The 16,323-nt window shown below is 70.0% G+C and carries 18 protein-coding genes; 10 read left to right on the plus strand and 8 right to left on the minus strand.

Annotated features, from left to right (window positions below; translation table 11 throughout):
- Positions 1 to 135: 135 nt before the first annotated feature.
- Together ACFY12_RS09110 and ACFY12_RS09115 are read left to right on the plus strand one after the other, a co-directional pair.
- On the plus strand, positions 136 to 678 hold the full coding sequence (locus ACFY12_RS09110) for a GNAT family N-acetyltransferase (RefSeq protein ID WP_390715117.1): 543 nt from the start codon (positions 136 to 138) through the stop codon (positions 676 to 678).
- Positions 679 to 964: 286 nt separating this feature from the next.
- Positions 965 to 1,573 (plus strand): chloramphenicol phosphotransferase CPT family protein, encoded by a 609-nt coding sequence (locus ACFY12_RS09115; RefSeq protein WP_390715683.1) that lies wholly within the window; start codon positions 965 to 967, stop codon positions 1,571 to 1,573.
- Between the two features lie 224 nt (positions 1,574 to 1,797).
- Here the strand turns inward: ACFY12_RS09115 and ACFY12_RS09120 are convergent, their stop codons facing one another.
- Entirely contained in the window at positions 1,798 to 2,418 is a 621-nt protein-coding gene (locus tag ACFY12_RS09120) for a carbonic anhydrase (protein ID WP_390715118.1), read from the minus strand.
- Between the two features lie 932 nt (positions 2,419 to 3,350).
- Between ACFY12_RS09120 and ACFY12_RS09125 the strand changes: the two genes are divergently transcribed.
- Genes ACFY12_RS09125 through ACFY12_RS09150 form a run of 6 tightly spaced genes read left to right on the plus strand, consistent with a single transcriptional unit; the run spans position 3,351 to position 10,557 of the window.
- The gene (locus ACFY12_RS09125) at positions 3,351 to 3,833 is read left to right on the plus strand and encodes an NADH-quinone oxidoreductase subunit B family protein (RefSeq protein WP_390715119.1); all 483 of its coding nucleotides are present in this window, start codon (positions 3,351 to 3,353) and stop codon (positions 3,831 to 3,833) included.
- Positions 3,830 to 5,863, plus strand: coding sequence for a proton-conducting transporter membrane subunit (locus ACFY12_RS09130; protein WP_390715120.1), 2,034 nt, complete (start codon positions 3,830 to 3,832; stop codon positions 5,861 to 5,863). Before ACFY12_RS09125 ends, ACFY12_RS09130 begins: the two co-directional genes overlap by 4 nt.
- On the plus strand, positions 5,860 to 6,813 hold the full coding sequence (locus ACFY12_RS09135; protein WP_390715121.1) for a respiratory chain complex I subunit 1 family protein: 954 nt from the start codon (positions 5,860 to 5,862) through the stop codon (positions 6,811 to 6,813). Before ACFY12_RS09130 ends, ACFY12_RS09135 begins: the two co-directional genes overlap by 4 nt.
- 6 nt (positions 6,814 to 6,819) lie before the next feature.
- Positions 6,820 to 7,521 carry a hypothetical protein gene (locus tag ACFY12_RS09140; protein WP_390715122.1) on the plus strand — a complete coding sequence of 234 codons (702 nt, stop codon included), beginning with the start codon at positions 6,820 to 6,822 and terminating at the stop codon, positions 7,519 to 7,521.
- Positions 7,521 to 9,032 (plus strand): proton-conducting transporter membrane subunit, encoded by a 1,512-nt coding sequence (locus tag ACFY12_RS09145; protein WP_390715123.1) that lies wholly within the window; start codon positions 7,521 to 7,523, stop codon positions 9,030 to 9,032. The genes ACFY12_RS09140 and ACFY12_RS09145 overlap by 1 nt, the downstream gene beginning before the upstream one ends.
- A 4-nt stretch (positions 9,033 to 9,036) precedes the next feature.
- Entirely contained in the window at positions 9,037 to 10,557 is a 1,521-nt protein-coding gene (locus ACFY12_RS09150) for an NADH-quinone oxidoreductase subunit C (protein WP_390715124.1), read from the plus strand.
- Positions 10,558 to 10,716: 159 nt separating this feature from the next.
- Here the strand turns inward: ACFY12_RS09150 and ACFY12_RS09155 are convergent, their stop codons facing one another.
- The 6 genes from ACFY12_RS09155 to ACFY12_RS09180 form a co-directional block, all read right to left on the minus strand.
- A complete protein-coding gene (locus ACFY12_RS09155) occupies positions 10,717 to 10,896 on the minus strand; it encodes a DUF6126 family protein (RefSeq protein WP_390715125.1) in 180 nt (59 codons plus the stop codon).
- Positions 10,889 to 11,065, minus strand: coding sequence for a hypothetical protein (locus ACFY12_RS09160; protein WP_390715126.1), 177 nt, complete (start codon positions 11,063 to 11,065; stop codon positions 10,889 to 10,891). Before ACFY12_RS09160 ends, ACFY12_RS09155 begins: the two co-directional genes overlap by 8 nt.
- 24 nt (positions 11,066 to 11,089) lie before the next feature.
- Positions 11,090 to 11,494 carry an ATP-binding protein gene (locus tag ACFY12_RS09165; protein WP_390715127.1) on the minus strand — a complete coding sequence of 135 codons (405 nt, stop codon included), beginning with the start codon at positions 11,492 to 11,494 and terminating at the stop codon, positions 11,090 to 11,092.
- 86 nt (positions 11,495 to 11,580) lie between these two features.
- On the minus strand, positions 11,581 to 11,946 hold the full coding sequence (locus ACFY12_RS09170; protein ID WP_390715128.1) for an ArsR/SmtB family transcription factor: 366 nt from the start codon (positions 11,944 to 11,946) through the stop codon (positions 11,581 to 11,583).
- A complete protein-coding gene (locus ACFY12_RS09175) occupies positions 11,943 to 12,128 on the minus strand; it encodes a hypothetical protein (RefSeq protein ID WP_390715129.1) in 186 nt (61 codons plus the stop codon). Before ACFY12_RS09175 ends, ACFY12_RS09170 begins: the two co-directional genes overlap by 4 nt.
- Before the next feature lie 125 nt (positions 12,129 to 12,253).
- Positions 12,254 to 12,664, minus strand: coding sequence for an SRPBCC domain-containing protein (locus ACFY12_RS09180; protein ID WP_390715130.1), 411 nt, complete (start codon positions 12,662 to 12,664; stop codon positions 12,254 to 12,256).
- Between the two features lie 226 nt (positions 12,665 to 12,890).
- On the opposite strand from ACFY12_RS09180, the gene ACFY12_RS09185 reads away from it, so the two are divergent.
- Entirely contained in the window at positions 12,891 to 14,168 is a 1,278-nt protein-coding gene (locus tag ACFY12_RS09185) for a glycosyltransferase (protein WP_390715684.1), read from the plus strand.
- A gap of 5 nt (positions 14,169 to 14,173) precedes the next feature.
- On the opposite strand, the gene ACFY12_RS09190 is transcribed toward ACFY12_RS09185, so the two are convergent.
- Entirely contained in the window at positions 14,174 to 15,220 is a 1,047-nt protein-coding gene (locus ACFY12_RS09190) for a GlxA family transcriptional regulator (protein ID WP_390715131.1), read from the minus strand.
- A 118-nt stretch (positions 15,221 to 15,338) separates the two neighbouring features.
- On the opposite strand from ACFY12_RS09190, the gene ACFY12_RS09195 reads away from it, so the two are divergent.
- Entirely contained in the window at positions 15,339 to 16,304 is a 966-nt protein-coding gene (locus ACFY12_RS09195; protein ID WP_390715685.1) for an NADP-dependent oxidoreductase, read from the plus strand.
- The last annotated feature ends 19 nt before the right edge of the window (positions 16,305 to 16,323 follow it).

The raw sequence follows: 16,323 nt of genomic DNA on the forward strand, positions 1-16,323 counted from the left end.
GGGCGCCCGATGAACTGGAGCGCGGTCACGACCACCGACGCGGCTCTGAATACCAGGCGTCCGCCGAGCCCCAGATCAACGGGACGCCCCCTTGGTTATCCTGGCTCGATCTCAACAGGCCACGGAGGTCCTTTCATGAGTAGCACCACGGCGTCCTTGCCCGAGCGGATCGAGCTCTCGGGGGAGGGGCTCGTCCTCCGTGACTGGACGGAGGCGGACCTGGCCGCGATGCCGGAGCTGTTCGACCACCCCGACATCGCGTACTGGACACCGATCGTCTCGCCCTTTGACGCAGCGGCCGCCCGTGCACGGCTGGACCGTGACCGGCAGCTCCGGCGAGAGGGTACGACCCTCCTGCTCGCGATAACCGTCGACGGCGGCGCACCGCTCGGCGAGGTCATGCTGCGGCGTGCCCCCGAGGGCACCGAGATCGGCTACGCGGTCGGCCCGGCGCACCGCGGCCAGGGGCTGGCGGCGCGCGCAGTCCGGGTGATGGCCGCGTATGCGTTCGAGCAACTGGGCGCGGAGCAGGTGATCCTGGAGTTGGAGGCCGAGAACGCCGCCAGCGTTGCCGTGGCCACCAAGGCGGGCTTCGCACTGCTCGACGTGCCGCTGATCACGGGGGAAGAGAAGGGACGCCCCTACGCCCTGCAGACGTGGGGCCTGAACCGCCCTTGATTCCCGCACAGCACCACCGTGGTCAGCAGGCTTCTTCACCCAGAGTCAATCCTGAAACGGCCATCAACTCACGTATCGCCCACGGAGGGCGCTCTTTCTGACCCCGGTCGCGGCTTCCGACTCGGCCATGACACGACGAGTCGCCGGATGACGGCCCTCGTGACTGAGACGGGGATGTTGGCCGTTGCCGGGCAGCCGCCTGTCGTGGATCTCGCTGAAGGACCATAGGATCAATCCTCATCCGGTTGGCAGCGAAGGAGGCAAGGTGCCCACAGGCGGTGACAACGTGGTTGACGGATCCGGGTGCGGTGCCGGTCCTCCGGTGGCTCAGGGTGGGCGGATCGTTTTCTTGAACGGTACGTCCAGTTCCGGGAAGTCGAGTATCGCCAGGGAACTGCTCCAGGTTCTGGACGCGCCGTACTTCCACATGCCCGTGGATGCCTTCCACGCCATGCGGTCTCGCCGCGAGGTAACTCCGGAGGAACTGCCCGGCATCCTTCGTCGCACGTGGATGGGCTTCCACCGCGCAGTCGCAGGTATGGCCGCAGCCGGCAACAACGTGGTGGTGGATCATGTGCTGAGCGAGCCTTGGCGTCTGCTGGACTGCCTTGGGCTCTTTGCTCCCGGAGATGTCGTCCTGGTCGGTGTGCGCTGCTCGCTGCAGGAGTTGGAACGGCGCGAGCGGGAGCGCGGTGATCGTCCGGCGGGCTTGGCGGCCCGCCAGTTCGAGCAGGTCCATGCCCATGGCCTGTACGACATCGAGTGCGATACGACCACGGCCGGCGCCGTGGACTGTGCTCGGCAGATCAGGGACTTCCTGCCGCGCCAACCGGCTCCTACCGCGTTCGGGCAGCTCAGGGCCAAGCTCCGCCCCGATCTGACGATCACTGGCTGATGCGCCGTCCGGCTCACGCACCAGGGCCTTGTACAGGGTCGGCGGCAACTGCTCAAACACCTTGCTGTGCTCGCCGACCAGCCGGAAGAACGGCGACCCCCATGGGGCCGGCGCGACAGGGTCCACGAGGGGCGGATCTGCGCGCTGTCGCGCCGGAGCGGAAACCACTGGGCCGCGCACCGTCGTAGCCCCTCAAACCGCGGCTGTCCCCGTGGCTATGGGCGCTACAGGGGGTGGAAGCGGCGACTGTTCGGACGATAGACGCATACCTGTCCGGTCTCGACGGCGTAGAACCAGGCGTGCAGGCGTAGCTTCTCTGCCGCGATCCTGCTGGCGACGAAGGGGTACGAGCGCAGGTGCCCCATCTGTATCAGAGTGTGCAGCTGCGCTGCCGCGTTGACGTCCGGCAGGCCGGTCCGTGCCGTTTGTGCCATCGGCAGTCCGGTCACGACGCGTGTCCCGTGGTCCGACAAGCCGAGCCACTGCCGCACCAGCGGCATGGTCGTCAGCTGGCGTGGGTGCAGCAGGCCCTGCACGGCTCCGCAGTACGAATGGCCGCATACGACGATGTCGGGTACGTCGAGGGCGGTGACCGCGTACTCGAGCGTCGCGGCAATGCCGCAGGTCGCCTGACGCCGGTAGCGGGGGACGATGTTGCCCGCGACACGCAGTTCGAAGAGTTCGCCGGGCAGGGCTCCGGTGAACACCGTGGGGACCACGCGGGAGTCCGAGCACGTGATGAACAGCGCCATGGGCCGCTGTCCGAGAGCGAACTTCTGCAAGTCCCACTGCCGTTGGGCGGCCTTGCGGGGAAAACTGCGGGCGTGCTCCAGGAGTGCTTGCATGATCGACCTCGTTTCCGGTGGACGGTCCTGCAGGAAGGGCACAGCGTTTTCGGGGCCGACGAGCTGCCGGCGCGTCGTCACGTGTCGGTGTCGGTGCCGGTGCGGTCAGCTCAACGGCCGACGGTTCCCACCGTCCAAGACGTGGTTCTGCGGTGTTCGGCGGAGAAAAGAAAACCGTACGTACGCCTGGGCGAGGCCGACGGCTGCTGCCGAGCGGGAGTCCTGGCCTGATCGGGGTGGCGGATCCCGTGAACCAGCCGGCGCAAGGCTGCCCTTGGTGTAGTTGCCGCGCCGGGCGCAGTGCGTCGCGCTTCCGCAGGAGCAGGGAGGCACTGTCGGTCTGCCGCAGGAGCGGGGAGGCACTGTCGGTCTGCCGTGTTTACGGGAGAACTGCCGTGCATGGCCGCTGAGCGACGGGCAGTTGAGCGCCTCGTGCTCCTCCTGCCAGTGATGACGGCACTGTGGACAGTTGAGCTCGGCAGCGTTGCCCCCGGGCCGGATGTCACCCGTTGCCCTCCCCCGTGGTTCACAACGAACAGATCCAGCCATTTTGCTGCGGAGCGATCGGTGTGTGAACCAAGGAAGTGGCAAGACGGCGCCGAGAGTTCGTTCAGGTCCTCCCACGCAATCCTCAAAAGCAAGGCCCGACTCCCGGCAGCCCCGGCGCTTCGGGAGGGGGTACTGGTGGATTCGTACGGATGAGTCTGCATTCTCCCACTTTGTATTTCCTATGGCAAAGAGCAGGAAAAATAAGTTCTAGGTGCACCAAATTGCCTAAAAAGAGATCCGTTCTGCGGACTGAGCAGGAGGAGCCTGGCCATCGTTCGTGACAGGAGCAGTCTGGCCATCGTTCGTGAAACGCCGGGCCGCGCGCTGTCGTAGCCGCTCCGCGGATCGTGAGGCGCGGAATTGCTGAAGTGTAGGAGTCTGTGGTGAGCCTGCTGCGCAAGATCCGTGACACCGGACGGGTGGCGGAGCCCGCTCCGCCGCGTCCCGCCGCCGCTCCTCCGTCCGTGGCCCGGGAGTTGGGCGGATCGGCGCAGGTGCGGTGTGTGGACGCGGGTTCGTGCAATGGCTGTGAGATCGAGATCGCGGCCGTCTTCGGGCCGGTGTACGACGCCGAGCGGTATGGCGCCCGGATGGTGGCCTCCCCGCGGCATGCGGATGTGGCGCTGGTGACCGGGCCGGTGACGCGGAACATGGCCGGTCCGCTGCGCCGCACGGTCGCTGCCATGCCCGAGCCGAGGGTGGTGGTCGCGGTCGGGGACTGCGCGCTGAACTGTGGTGAGTTCGCGGGGGGATACGGAGTTGAGGGCGCGGTCGGCGACGTGGTGCCGGTGGATCTGGAAGTACGCGGGTGCCCGCCGCGCCCGGAGGAGATCGTGGCGGCGCTGCGCACTGTGACCGGCCGGTGAGCGTGATCGGGCCCGCGCTCGTCGCGGCGTCCACGCTGGCCGGCGCGGGAGCCGCGGCCGGACTGCTGCTGCCGGGACGCGGGCGGGCCTCGGCGGTGGGAGCGTGCACCGCGACGGCAGGGGGCGCGGGGCTGGTCGCGGGTGTCGCGGCGCTGGGCGGTTCGCGCTGGTCGATGGAGCTTCCCGGGGTGCTGCCGCTGGCCGGGGTACGGCTGGCCGTGGACCCGTTGTCGGGGTTGTTCATGGCACTGGCCGGCGCGGTGATCGTGGCCGTTGCGGTGTACGGGATCGGGTACACGGGGCGGGGTGCACACGGTGCGGCGTCGCGCGGCTCGCAGGCCGTACTGCCGGTGTTCGCGCTGACGCTGGTGCTGGTTCCGACGGCGGCGTCGGTGTCCACGTTCTTGGCGCTGTGGGAGGTGATGGCGCTCGCGTCGTTGCTGCTGGTGCTGGCCGAGCACCGGGGGAGTGCCTCGGTGCGGCAGGCCGGGGTCTGGTACGCGGTGATGACCCATCTGGGTCTGGTGCTGCTCCTCATCGGGCTGGCGCTGTTCGCCGCGCGGGCCGGGGGTCAGAGCTTTGACGCGCTGCGGGCCGGAGCGGAGGGGATGCCGCCGTCGGTGCGTGGGGTGGTGTTCGTGTCCGCGGCGGCGGGGTTCGCGTCCAAGGCGGGCGGGGCGCCGCTGCACGCCTGGCTGCCGCGGGCGCACCCCGAAGCCCCCAGTCATGTCTCGGCGTTGATGAGCGCGGCGATGGTCAATCTCGGGATCTACGGGATCGTGCGGGTGGGCTTCGATCTGCTCGGCGGGGGTCCGCTGTGGTGGTGGCTGGGGCTGATCGGAGTCGGCGCGGTGTCGGCGGTGTACGGAATCCTGCAGGCGGCGATGGCCTCGGACCTCAAGCGGCTGCTGGCGTATTCGACAAGCGAGAACATGGGGCTCGTCCTGGTCGGCGTGGGGGCGGCAGGGCTGTTCGCCGCGTCCGGCAATCGGCCGCTGGCGGCGCTCGCGCTGGTGGCGGCGCTGCTGCATGTGGTCAACCACTCCGCGTTCAAGGCGCTGTTGTTCTGCGCAGCGGGGTCGGTGCTGCGGGCCACGGGGCTGCGGGACCTGGACCAGCTCGGGGGCCTGCGAGCGCGGATGCCGGTGACGGCCGGCTTGTTCGCGCTGGGGGCCCTGGGCGCGGCGGCACTGCCGCCGGGGAACGGGTTCATCAGTGAGTGGCTGCTGTTGCAATCGTTGATCCATGGGCTGGTGGTGCCGGGGGTGTCCACGGCCATCGTGCTGCCGGTGGCGGTTGCGATGATCGCACTGTCGGCGGGGCTGGCGGCCGCGGTGTTCGTCAAGGCGATGGGAGTGGGGTTCTTCGCCCGGCCGCGCAGCCCGGAGGCGGGCAGGGCCCAGGAGAGCCCTCCGGCGATGCTGGCCGGAATGGGGCTGTTGGCCGCGTACTGTGCCGGACTGGCCTTGTTCCCAGGGATGTTGGGGAGCGGACTGGACCGGGCGGTCTCGGCGGCCGGTCTCGCGGGCGGCGGGGCGCTGTCGGGTATGCAGGTGCAGGTAAGGTTGCAGACGGTGCCGGCGTCGCTGGCCCCGTTGTGGGTGGTCGTCGCGCTGGCCGCGGCGGTGGCGGTGGCGGCCGGGCTGCCCCGCCTGATGACGCACCGCCGACGACGGCGGAAGAACGCCAGACTGTGGGACTGCGGAGGCGGCGCACCCACCCCTCGCATGGCCTACACGGCGACCTCGTTCGCCGAGCCGCTGCAGCGGGTCTTCGACGATGTGCTGGCGCCGGAGCAGGACGTGAACGTCACCCCCGTACGCGAATCCGCCTACCTGGTGGAGCGGGTGCGCTACCAGCGGCGGGTGCCCGACCGGATCGAACACCGGCTGTACGAGCCGGTGTTGGCCGCTTTCGCACACATGGGCCAGGCTGCGCGGCGGCTGGCGGGCGGCAGCGTCCATCTCTACCTCGGTTACGGCTTCGTCGGCTTGGTCGCCCTGCTGCTGGTGCTGGCGGTGGGCTGGTGACCGGGACCGGATTCGTGGCGGTGGCCGCCCAGCTCGTCGTCGTCATCGGTGGTGCCCCGCTGCTGGCCGGACTGATGCGGCAGGTGCGGGCCGGTATGGAGGGCCGGGCGGGGGCCGGAATCGGCCAGCCCTGGCGCGATCTGCGCAAGCTGCTGCACAAGGAGCCCATCACCCCGGTCGGCACCGGCCCCGCCTTCCGTACCGCCCCGGCACTGCTGGTCGCCACCACAGCCGTGGTCGCCGCGCTGCTGCCGCTGTTGTCGACGAACACCCCCATCAGCGGCAACGCGGATCTGATCCTGGTCGTCGCGCTGCTGGCACTGGGCACGGTGGCACTCGCGCTGGCGGGGCTGGATTCGGGGACGGCGTTCGGCGGCATGGGTGCCTCGCGGGAGATGACGGTGGCCGCGCTGGTCGAACCGACCATCCTCGTGGCGGTGTTCGCGTTCTCGATGCCGTCCGGGTCGACGAATCTGCCCGCGATCGTGGCCGACGCGGTCCGTGAACCGTCCCGGATGGCTTCCCCCGCCGGGCTGCTGGCCACTGCCGCGCTGGCGGTGGCGGTGCTCGCGGAGACCGGCCGGATCCCGGTGGACAACCCCGCCACCCACCTGGAACTGACCATGGTCCACGAGGCGATGGTGCTGGAGTACGCGGGCCCCGATCTCGCGCTGGTCGAACTGGGCTCGCAGATGCGGCTGACGGTCCTGCTGGGGCTGCTGGCCTCGCTGTTCGCGCCGTGGGGCATCGCCACCAGCAGTTCATGGGGGGCGCTGGCGGTGGCGCTGGTGCTGTTCGTCGTGAAGGTCGCGGTACTGGGCGTGGCGCTGGCGACGGCGGAGGTGTGCTGGGCGAAGCTGCGGCTGTTCAGAGTGCCGGAGCTGCTGGCCGGGTCCTTCCTGCTGGCGCTGCTCGCGGTCACCGCCTCGTACTTCCTGGGCGGGGAGTGAGGGCCGATGAGCAGGGGTACGTACACCCAACTTCTCGACCTCGCCTGCGGGGCGTTCCTGCTCGCGGCCGTGGTGGTGCTGTGGCGGCGCGAACTGGTGGCGATCGTCCGGATCTTCGCCTTGCAGGGCATCGCGCTGGCTGCCATCCCGCTCCTGACGGGGCTGTTCGAGCGGCGCTGGGATCTGCTCGTCGTCGCCGCCGGGATCGGGGCGCTGCGGGCCGGCGTACTGCCGTATCTGATGCGCCGCGCCCTGGCCGCCCTTGCGCCCCCTTCCGGCTCCGAGCATCGCTACGAGGAGGACGTCAGCGAGGCCCGCGAGACCCAGCCGCTGGTCAATGTCGCCACATCCCTGCTCACCGCGGCCGCGTTGACCCTGCTGGCGTACGCCGTCGCCCGGCCGCTGGTCGACCTCCACCCCACGCCCGCCACCCGGGCCCTGCCGGTCGGCCTGGCGGCGGTGCTGATCGGCCTCTTCGTCCTGACCACCCGGTGCCGGGCGCTGGCCCAGGTCGTCGGCTTCCTGCTGCTGGACAACGGCATCACCGCCACCGCCTTCCTCGCCGCCTCCGGAGTGCCGCTGATCGTCGAACTCGGCGTCTCCTTCGACGTGCTGCTCGCGGTCCTGGTCCTGCAGATCCTCACCACCCGTATGCGAGCCGCCTTCGGCACCACCGACATCGATGATCTGCGGGAGCTGCACGACTGATGCTGCCTTCTCTCGACGGGACCACCGCCTCCGCCCTGTGGCTGTCCGCCCCGATCGCGCTTCCTGCGGTCACCGGTGCCGCCTACGCTGCCCTCCGACGGCATGTACCGACTTCCTGGCCGGGCCTGCTGCCACCCGTCGCGATCCTGATCTCCGCCGTCGTGCTCCTCCCGACCGTGAGCGGCGGCGCGGCGGTCACCGCGTACGGGGGTGTGCTGCGCGCGGATGCCCTGACGGTGTGGATGCTGCTGGTGGTCGGCGCGGTCGCTGCCCTCGCATGCGCCACCGGCCCTGCATACCTGGCGCACGAGCGTGCCGCCGGTCACGCGACCGACCGCACCGCACGCCGCTACCACCTCCTCGTCCACGCCTTCCTGGCCGCCATGTGCGCTGCGGTGCTGGCCGGCAATCTGGGGGTGCTGTGGGTGGCCATCGAGGCCACCACCATCGTCACCGCGTTCCTGGTCGGCCACCGCCGGACCCGCGCCTCCGTCGAAGCCGCCTGGAAGTACGTGGTGATCTGCTCGGCCGGGATCGCCCTCGCCTTTCTGGGCATCGTCCTGCTGTACTACGCGGCACGAGCCGCGGGCATCCCCGAGGCGTCCGCCCTCGACTGGCCGACCCTCGTCGCCCACGCCGGCCGCATGGACCCCGCCGTCACCCGCCTGGCCACCGCACTGATCGTCCTCGGCTTCGGAGCCAAGGCGGGCTTGGTCCCGCTGCACGCCTGGCTGCCCGACGCCCACAGCCAGGCCCCCGCCCCCGTATCGGCCCTGATGTCCGGGGTGCTGCTGTCCGTCTCCTTCGCCGCCGTTCTGCGTGTCAAGGGCATCGCCGACGCGGCGCTCGGACCCGGCTATACCCAGACCCTGCTGGCCGTCGCTGCCCTGCTCACCCTCGCCGTGTCCGCGGCGCTGCTGCTGGGCCAGCGCGACTACAAGCGGATGCTGGCGTACTCGAGCATGGAGCATATGAGCCTGATCGCGCTCGGCGCCGCCATCGGCACCCCGCTCGCGCTGGCCGCCGTGCTCCTGCACATCGCCGGGCACGGACTCGCCAAGACCGTCGCCTTCTGCGCCTCGGGCCACCTCCTGCATCTGCGGCGTACCACGCGGATCGGGCGGGTACGCGGCCTCCTGGCCCATGCCCCCGGCCTCGGCGCCGCCTTCGGTCTCGCCGTCGTCGCGCTGCTGGGATTCCCGCCCTTCAGCCTCTTCGCGTCCGAACTGGGCATCGTACGGGCCGGTTTCGCCGCCGGGCTCGGCTGGCTCACCGCCCTCGCCCTGCTCCTGGTCCTGACCGCCTTCGCCACCCTGGCTCTGCGCACCGCCCGGATGGTGCTCGGCCCGCCGCCGCTCGCACCGGGCACCCCCGCCGTCCCCGTACGCCTGGGTCCTGCTGCCGCGCTGCCACTCGCCGCGGGGCTGCTGGCCTGCGCCGCGCTGGGGGTGTCGGCCGGCCCGCTGACCGATCTGCTCACCGCCGCCACCGCCATCCTCGGAGGGCACTGACCCCGTGCACCCACGCCGCCCCGCCGAACGCGAGATCATCGACCTCACCCCATCCGAACTGCCCGTGCGCGTCACGGCGTTGCTGGGCTCCGGGCATCGCATCGCCCTGGTCGCCGCCCACCACGACCCGGACCACGCACCTGGCGGGTGCGCCGTCCGGGTCGTCTACCTCTTCACCTCCGGCCCGCCCGACACCCGTACCGAACTCCACGTACGCCTCGACCCCGACCGGCCCGAGCTGCCCACCCTCGCCCACCTCTCCTTCCCCACCGGCCGGTTCGAGCGCGAAATGCGTGACCTGCACGGCATCGTCCCCCTCGGCCACCCGCTCCCACAGCGCCTGGTCCGCCACTTCCACTGGCCCAAGGGCTGGTACCCCGGCCGCCCCGACGCCGGCCCCCCACCTGCCTTCGCCGAACAGGAAGGCCCCTACCCCTTCCTGGAGGTCGAAGGCGACGGCGTCTACGAAATCCCCGTCGGCCCCGTCCACGCCGGACTGATCGAGCCCGGCCATTTCCGCTTCTCCGTCGTCGGCGAGACCATCCTCAGGCTCAAGGCCCGCCTCTGGTTCGTCCACAAAGGCATCGAGAGACTCTTCGAAGGCCGCACCGTCGAGCGCGGACTGCCGCTGGCCGAGCGCATCAGCGGGGACACCGCCGTCGGCCACGCCCTTGCCTACTGCCTCGCCGTCGAAGAAGCCACCGGCACCCCCGTCCCCGAGTCCGCCCAGCGAGCCCGCGCCCTCCTCCTCGAACTCGAACGCCTCCACAACCACACCGCCGACCTCGGCATGCTCTGCAACGACGTCGGCCACTCCATCCTCAACGCCCACGCCCAACGCGTCCGCGAACAACTCCTCCGCCTCAACGAAGAGATCACCGGCCACCGCCTCCTGCGCGGCGGAGTCATCCCCGGCGGCGCCGTACTCCGCTGTGTCCCCGACCCCGACCGGATGCGCGCGCTACGTGACGACATCCGCGAGATCGCCGACCTCGCCCTGGGCCACTCCACCGTCCGCGACCGTTTCACCGGCACCGCCTGCCTGACCACCGCGGCCGCCCGCGACCTCGGCTGCCTCGGCTACGTCGCCCGCGCCAGCGGCCTGCCCACCGACGCCCGCACCGCCCACCCCTTCGTCACCCTCGACACCCTGCCCGCAGCGCCCACCCACACCCGCGGCGACGTCCTGGCCCGCTTCCTCGTCCGCGCCGAGGAGATCGACACCTCCACGGCCCTGATCATCCACCTGTCCGACGGCCTGTCCCCCGGCGCGATCACCACCTGGCCACCACTCCCCGGCACCGAGGCTCCCGGCTCCGGCGTAGGGATCGTCGAAGGCTGGCGCGGCACCATCACCACCCGCGTCGAACTCACCCCCGACCAGGCCCTGGCCCGCGTCAAGCCCGTCGATCCGTCCTTCTTCAACTGGCCCGCCCTGCCCATCGCCCTGGCCGACACCATCGTCCCCGACTTCCCCCTGACCAATAAGAGCTTCAACCTCTCCTACGCCGGCAACGACCTGTGACGACGACCCGGGCGTCCGGGCGTCCGGGTGCGCGGGGCGATATCGCAGGTGAGAGAAGGCGCAGCCCGTCACGCCGTGCCGGCCACCGGACGGCGGGTCGTCCCGGACCGCCGGTACGGGAAAGCCGGCGCTGTTCCCGCGACGTCCCTGACCGGCCGGCTACTTGCCCGCGTGATCGCCGAGGTAGAACAGGAGCGCCATGAAACCCAGCAGGAGGTGGCTGCCCGCGATGTAGAGGAACACCCGCAAGGACGCTCCCCGCTCCTTCTTCGCCTCGCTCATGCCTCCGCCGTACAGCGGTCGGTCGGGAGCGGACTTGTCGGTGGGATGGTCAGCCATGGCCGGTCTCCTGTCGTAGGACGTCGGTGTCCTGAACCGTGAGGGCGCGTATGCGTACGGGAACTCCTGTCCGGCCGGCCCACTCCACCAGTACGTTGATCTCGGCAAGGTCCGTCGTATGGGCGGAGGGATCACCGTCGCCATGCAGGAACGTGATCTCGAATGTCATGAGACAGGGCTCTTGTGCCATGGCTCAACCCGCGGTGGCGTCGGCATCGGGAAGGACGAAGCGGGCCAGCACGTCCTTGCCCTGGCCGGCCGAGTCGGGCTCGACGGTGAGCGTGCCGTCGTACCGCGCCGTCAGCTCCGCGATGGTCCGCAGCCCCGCACCCAGCGCATCGCCCGCCACGTCCGGTATCCGGGGATCCCGGTCGGCCACACCGATCACCAACTGCCCGGCGCCGACCGTGACTCCGACATCCGCCGTGGGCGACCGGTCCGCGGCGTGGCGCAGCACATTGGCCACCAGCTCGCTGACGACCAGCAGCGCAGCGTCCGAAAGCAAGGAGTTCGGGGTGATCCCGAACTCGGCAAGCTTCGCGGCCGCCTCCTGCCGGGCAGCGCGCACCGCACCGGGCTGGACGGGCAGCGTGAACACATGCCGCCGTACCCGCGGCAACGTGTGCTCACAGGCCGGGGCGGGCGGTGACTGCCGCCGCCATGGCAGAAAGCGACCCACCCACCTCATGACGCCTGGTCTTCCCGTGTACCCACGCCGGACTCCCGTAGCTGGGCCAGCAGGTCCTGCTGTCCGGCAAGCAGCTCCACCAGGATCCGCCGCGCCGCCCCCAGCAGCTCCGCCACATCCCCGCCCGCCAGCTCGTACACCACGGTCGAACCGCCCCGGGTCGCCGTCACGATCCCCGCCCGCCGCAGCACCGCCAGCTGCTGCGAGAGACTGGACGGCTCGATCTCGATCGCCGCCAGCAGCTCCCGTACCGGCCTCGGCCCGTCCTGCAACAGCTCCAGCACACGGATACGGACCGGATGCCCCAGCATCCGGAAGAACTCCGCCTTCGCCTGATACAGCGGAACCTGCGCACCGATCACGCCCGGCCCCCCTCGGATTCCACGTCCGGATCGACTCCGACGTTCCGGGCCATCCGCAGCGCGTCCTCCCACTCGTCCTCCGCCACAGCCACGGCGTAGACGTCCCCGGCCTCATGCGCGGCCGCAACCGCGGCCCGCGCCGCCCGCACCCGCTCCCGTAGTGCCTCGGCGAACCCGCCCACCCCAGACCTCCCTGCCCCGGACCGAATGACCGACACGATAACTAGCGAATTGAAGAACTCTGCAAGTCTATATCCCGGCGAGTCCAGGCTCTACGGCACCTCGGCCTGGCTCACCCTGCTCTCGGTCAGGGGGTCTCGCCCAGGACGGTGTCGAGGCGGTCCAGGACGTGGGGCCAGCCCTTGCCCATGCCGTGGTGTGCCTGTCGGCCCATCTGGGAGTCGAGGTCGAAGCCGGTATGGGTGAGGACGAGGCGGGTGCCCTCGCCTTCGGGGTGGAGCTTCCAGGTGATGGTGGTGTCGAGCGTGCCCTCGGCGAATCGGTAGGCCAGCAGCCGGTGGTCGTCCACCTCGGTCACCTCGCAGGGCTGGCTGCCGAAGTTGCCCATGTCGAGGGTGAAGCGGTGCCCGACGACGGGCTTGACGTCACCGGCAGCCCACCAGCGGGCATGGAGGCCGGGTTCGGTCAGGGCCTTCCACACCGCCGCCGGGGGGTGGGGCAGGAACTTCTCGCAGGTGATCGTGTTGTTCTCGGTCATGTCTTGTTCTCCTCGTCCAGAAGGTCGGCCGGCGCGTCCAGGCGCTGCTTCCAGTAGTGCTCGAACGGATGCAGCCACTCGCTCGGTCCGCTGTCCGGGTGGCGTCGTCAGGCGGGAACCTCATCCCCGTCGGCCAACTGATCGGCCCGGTGGAGAGGTATAGCCGTATGTGTAAGGGTCTTTGTGATGACGTCGATAGTATGCGCGAGGTGTCGCATTGAGAGCGTTGCTCGTCACACACGGCAGCCGGGGTGATGTCCAGCCATTCGTTGCTTTGGCGCGTGGCCTGTCAGCTGCAGGGCATGACGTTTCCATAATTGGTCCGCAACGTACATTCCAGGTAGCGCACTCAGTGGGAATACCCTACGTCCCTGTTGCAGACGGTCCACTTGAGCTACTCACCGACCCGGTCATAGTCAAGGTCAATGAGTCGAGCCGCCTGGGACCCGTACTGGCCACGCGATGGCTGCGCCGTAACCGCCCGCGTTATGTACAGGTTCTGGAAGAAACGACCGCCGCGGTCAGGGCTCAACCCAGGCCCGATGTCATCCTCTTCCAGCCTGCGGTGCCGGTGCATCACATAGCCGAGAGTCTCGACGTCCCGGCCGTACCGGTATGCCTGCAGCCCGGTTGGGTGCCCACGCCTGATTTTGCCAACCCGCTCCTCGACACACGAATACCTCACGCGCTGAACAAGGCCTCCTACGCATCGACCCAGCTGACTGTCCGTCTCCTCTACGGATCAGCAATCGACCGTGTGCGTCAGCAGGAACTGGGGCTGCTGCCCCGCCGCGGGCGGCATAATATGCTGCTGCGCTCCGACGGGAAGCCGGCCACTGTCCTGCAGCCATTCAGCCCCCATGTGCTGCCGGCAACTCCGAATTATCCACCCGCGACGCACACGACAGGTTTCTGGCACCTTCCTGCTCCACAAGAATGGAGCGTGCCACCGCGTCTTGCCGCTTTCCTCGATGCTGGTCGTCCGCCTGTGTACATCGGATTCGGCAGTCTTAGCGGAAGAAATCCCTTGCGTCTGCGTGAGGCAGTGATCGCGGCTGTTCGCAAGACAGGGGTCCGCGCTGTGGTCGCGACCGGGTGGGGCGGTGTCGCCGGACCGGAGCAGGAGGAGCTTTCGACCCCGGAGGAGGTTTTCTTCCTGGATGAGGCGCCCCACGACCAGCTTTTCCCTCATATGGCTGCGGTGGTCCATCACGGTGGCGCCGGCACCACCGCTGCCGCGCTGGCCGCAGGGCGGCCACAGGTCATCTGTCCTTTCGGATTCGACCAGCCGTTCTGGGCCCGTCGGATGCAGGCGTGCGGTGTGGCGCCACGGCCTGTGCCTCAGCGCCGCCTTACTGCCGAGCGTCTCGCCGCCGCTATTGACCGCACTGTCCTCGACAGCGGCATGACGCAGCGCGCCGAACGTCTGGGCGTACTGATACGTGCCCAGGACGGCGTAGCGGAAGCCGTAGAAGTCATCGAGAACATGGTGGAACTCGTCTGAGAATCTCACATGCCGGGCGAGGCACCCGAGGGCGATTTCTTCCAGCCCTTTCCCCGCATCTGGCTGTGCTGCCCGACGGGCACCGCCCTTGCTCCCGCCTCTGTGCGGAACGTTCTGCGGTACGCCTGCGGCGACACCCCGATCGCTGCGTGCAGGTGCTGCCGCAGCGACGTGCCCGTGGCGAAGCCGACCTCCGCCGCGATGCGGTCGACCGGCAGATCGCTGGACTCGAGCAGGTGCCGCGCCCGGTGCACCCGCTGCTGGATCAGCCACCGGCCGGGGCTCGTGCCCGTCTCCTCCTGGAAGCGCCGTGCGAACGTGCGCGGGCTCATCCGGGCATGCGCCGCCAACTCCCGCAGGGCGAGCGGCCGTTCGAGGTTCTCCAGGGCCCAGGCGCGGGTGGCGGCGGTGCCGCTGGCCCCCTCCTCCGGCACGGGCTGCTCGATGTACTGGGCCTGCCCGCCCTCGCGCCACGGCGGCACGACACAGTGCCGGGCCACCCGGTTGGCGACCGCGCTGCCGTGGTCGGACCGCACCACATGCAGGCACACGTCGATGCCGGAGGCCGCACCCGCCGAGGTCAGCACGTCGCCGTCGTCGATGAACAACACCTCCGGATCCAGGGCGACCTGAGGGAACAACTGCCGGAACGCGTCCGCCAGTGCCCAGTGCGTCGTGGCGGGCCGCCCGTCGAGCAGGCCGGCCGCGGCGAGTGCGAACGCGCTGGAGCAGATGGAGACGAGGCGGGTGCCCGGCCTGATCCGGGCGAAGGCGTTGCGCACCGGCTCCGGCAGTTCGCGCGTGAGGAGCCGCACGTCGTACGGCGGTATGACCACCGTGTCGGCCGTCTCCAGCGCCTGCGGTCCGTGCTCGACGGTGATCGTGAAGTCGGCGTCGGTCGCCACCGTCCGGTCGTCGGTCGCCGTGCACGTCACCACCTGGTACGCCCCGGGGACCAGCGGGAAGACCCGGTTGGGGATGCCCAGCTCGAAGGGGTAGACGCCGTCGAGGGCGAGGACGACGACACGGTGCGGGCGGCGCGCAGCAGGCATGGCACGATTCTATCGGCGAATGGCAATCTTGCCATTGCCCAGGTCACACGCGGCGCGGCAGGCTGCGTACATGACTGAGAACACCACTTCGGACACGACCGAGATCACCACTGAAGACATGACCGGGAACACCGCTTCCGCCCCGGCCATGAAGGTCGTCACCCAGCACACTTTCGGCGGCCCCGATGTCCTTGAGGTGGCCGAGGCCGCGCGCCCCGAGCCCGGCATCGGACAGATCCTCGTCGCCGTCCACGCGGCGGGGATCAACCCCACCGACTGGAAGCACCGCAAGCAGCGCATCTTCCTGGGCGAGCCCCCGTTCACGCTCGGCTGGGACGTGTCGGGAACCGTCGAGGCCGTCGGGTTCGGCGTCTCCCTCTTCCAGCCCGGCGACGAGGTGTTCGGCATGCTGCCGTACCCGCACGGTGCCGGTTCGCACGCCGAGTACGTGACCGGTCCCGCCCGCGCCTTCGTACCCAAGCCCGCCGCCCTGAGCCATGTCGAGGCCGGCGCGCTGCCGCTGGCGGCCCTGACGGCCTGGCAGGCGCTGGTCGACAACGCTCATGTGGAGCCGGGACAGCGCGTCCTGGTGCACGCGGCGGCCGGGGGCGTGGGACACCTCGCGGTGCAGATCGCCAAGGCGCGGGGCGCGTACGTGATCGGCACGGCCAGCGCCGCCAAGCACGACTTCGTCCGTGGCCTGGGCACGGACGAGGTCATCGACTACCGCACCGTCGACTTCGCGGAGGCCGTCCGCGACGTCGACGTGGTGCTCGACGCGCTCGGCGGCGAGAACTGCCTGCGCTCCCTGCGGGTGCTGCGGCCCGGCGGCATCCTGGTGTCGATCCTTCCCGAGAACTGGGACGACGTGCCGGGCCGCGCACGGGAGTTGGGGGTGCGGGCCACGTTCATGGTGGTCGAGCACGACCAGGCGGGCATGGCGGCGATCGCGGAGCTCGCCGAGTCCGGGCAGTTGCGTGCGCATGTCTCCGGCACGTACACGTTCGCCGAGGCCGTGAAGGCCCACGCGGAGGCCGAGACGGGCCGCGTCACGGGCAAGCTGGTGCTCACCGCCCGTCCGTGACGTGGACGCGCCCGGGCCC

Origin of the sequence: Streptomyces sp. NPDC001339 (assembly GCF_042895955.1) — a bacterium.
In the GTDB taxonomy this organism is placed as follows: Bacteria; Actinomycetota; Actinomycetes; order Streptomycetales; family Streptomycetaceae; genus Streptomyces.

What these genes read in the sequence shown, in the direction of transcription:
- ACFY12_RS09155 (WP_390715125.1), bottom strand. Translation starts at nt 10,896, where the DNA reads ATGGCTGACCATCCCACCGACAAGTCCGCTCCCGACCGACCGCTGTAC.
- ACFY12_RS09140 (WP_390715122.1), top strand. Translation starts at nt 6,820, where the DNA reads ATGAGCAGGGGTACGTACACCCAACTTCTCGACCTCGCCTGCGGGGCG.
- ACFY12_RS09110 (WP_390715117.1), top strand. Translation starts at nt 136, where the DNA reads ATGAGTAGCACCACGGCGTCCTTGCCCGAGCGGATCGAGCTCTCGGGG.
- ACFY12_RS09190 (WP_390715131.1), bottom strand. Translation starts at nt 15,220, where the DNA reads ATGCCTGCTGCGCGCCGCCCGCACCGTGTCGTCGTCCTCGCCCTCGAC.
- ACFY12_RS09145 (WP_390715123.1), top strand. Translation starts at nt 7,521, where the DNA reads ATGCTGCCTTCTCTCGACGGGACCACCGCCTCCGCCCTGTGGCTGTCC.
- ACFY12_RS09180 (WP_390715130.1), bottom strand. Translation starts at nt 12,664, where the DNA reads ATGACCGAGAACAACACGATCACCTGCGAGAAGTTCCTGCCCCACCCC.
- ACFY12_RS09160 (WP_390715126.1), bottom strand. Translation starts at nt 11,065, where the DNA reads ATGACATTCGAGATCACGTTCCTGCATGGCGACGGTGATCCCTCCGCC.
- ACFY12_RS09120 (WP_390715118.1), bottom strand. Translation starts at nt 2,418, where the DNA reads ATGCAAGCACTCCTGGAGCACGCCCGCAGTTTTCCCCGCAAGGCCGCC.
- ACFY12_RS09195 (WP_390715685.1), top strand. Translation starts at nt 15,339, where the DNA reads ATGACCGGGAACACCGCTTCCGCCCCGGCCATGAAGGTCGTCACCCAG.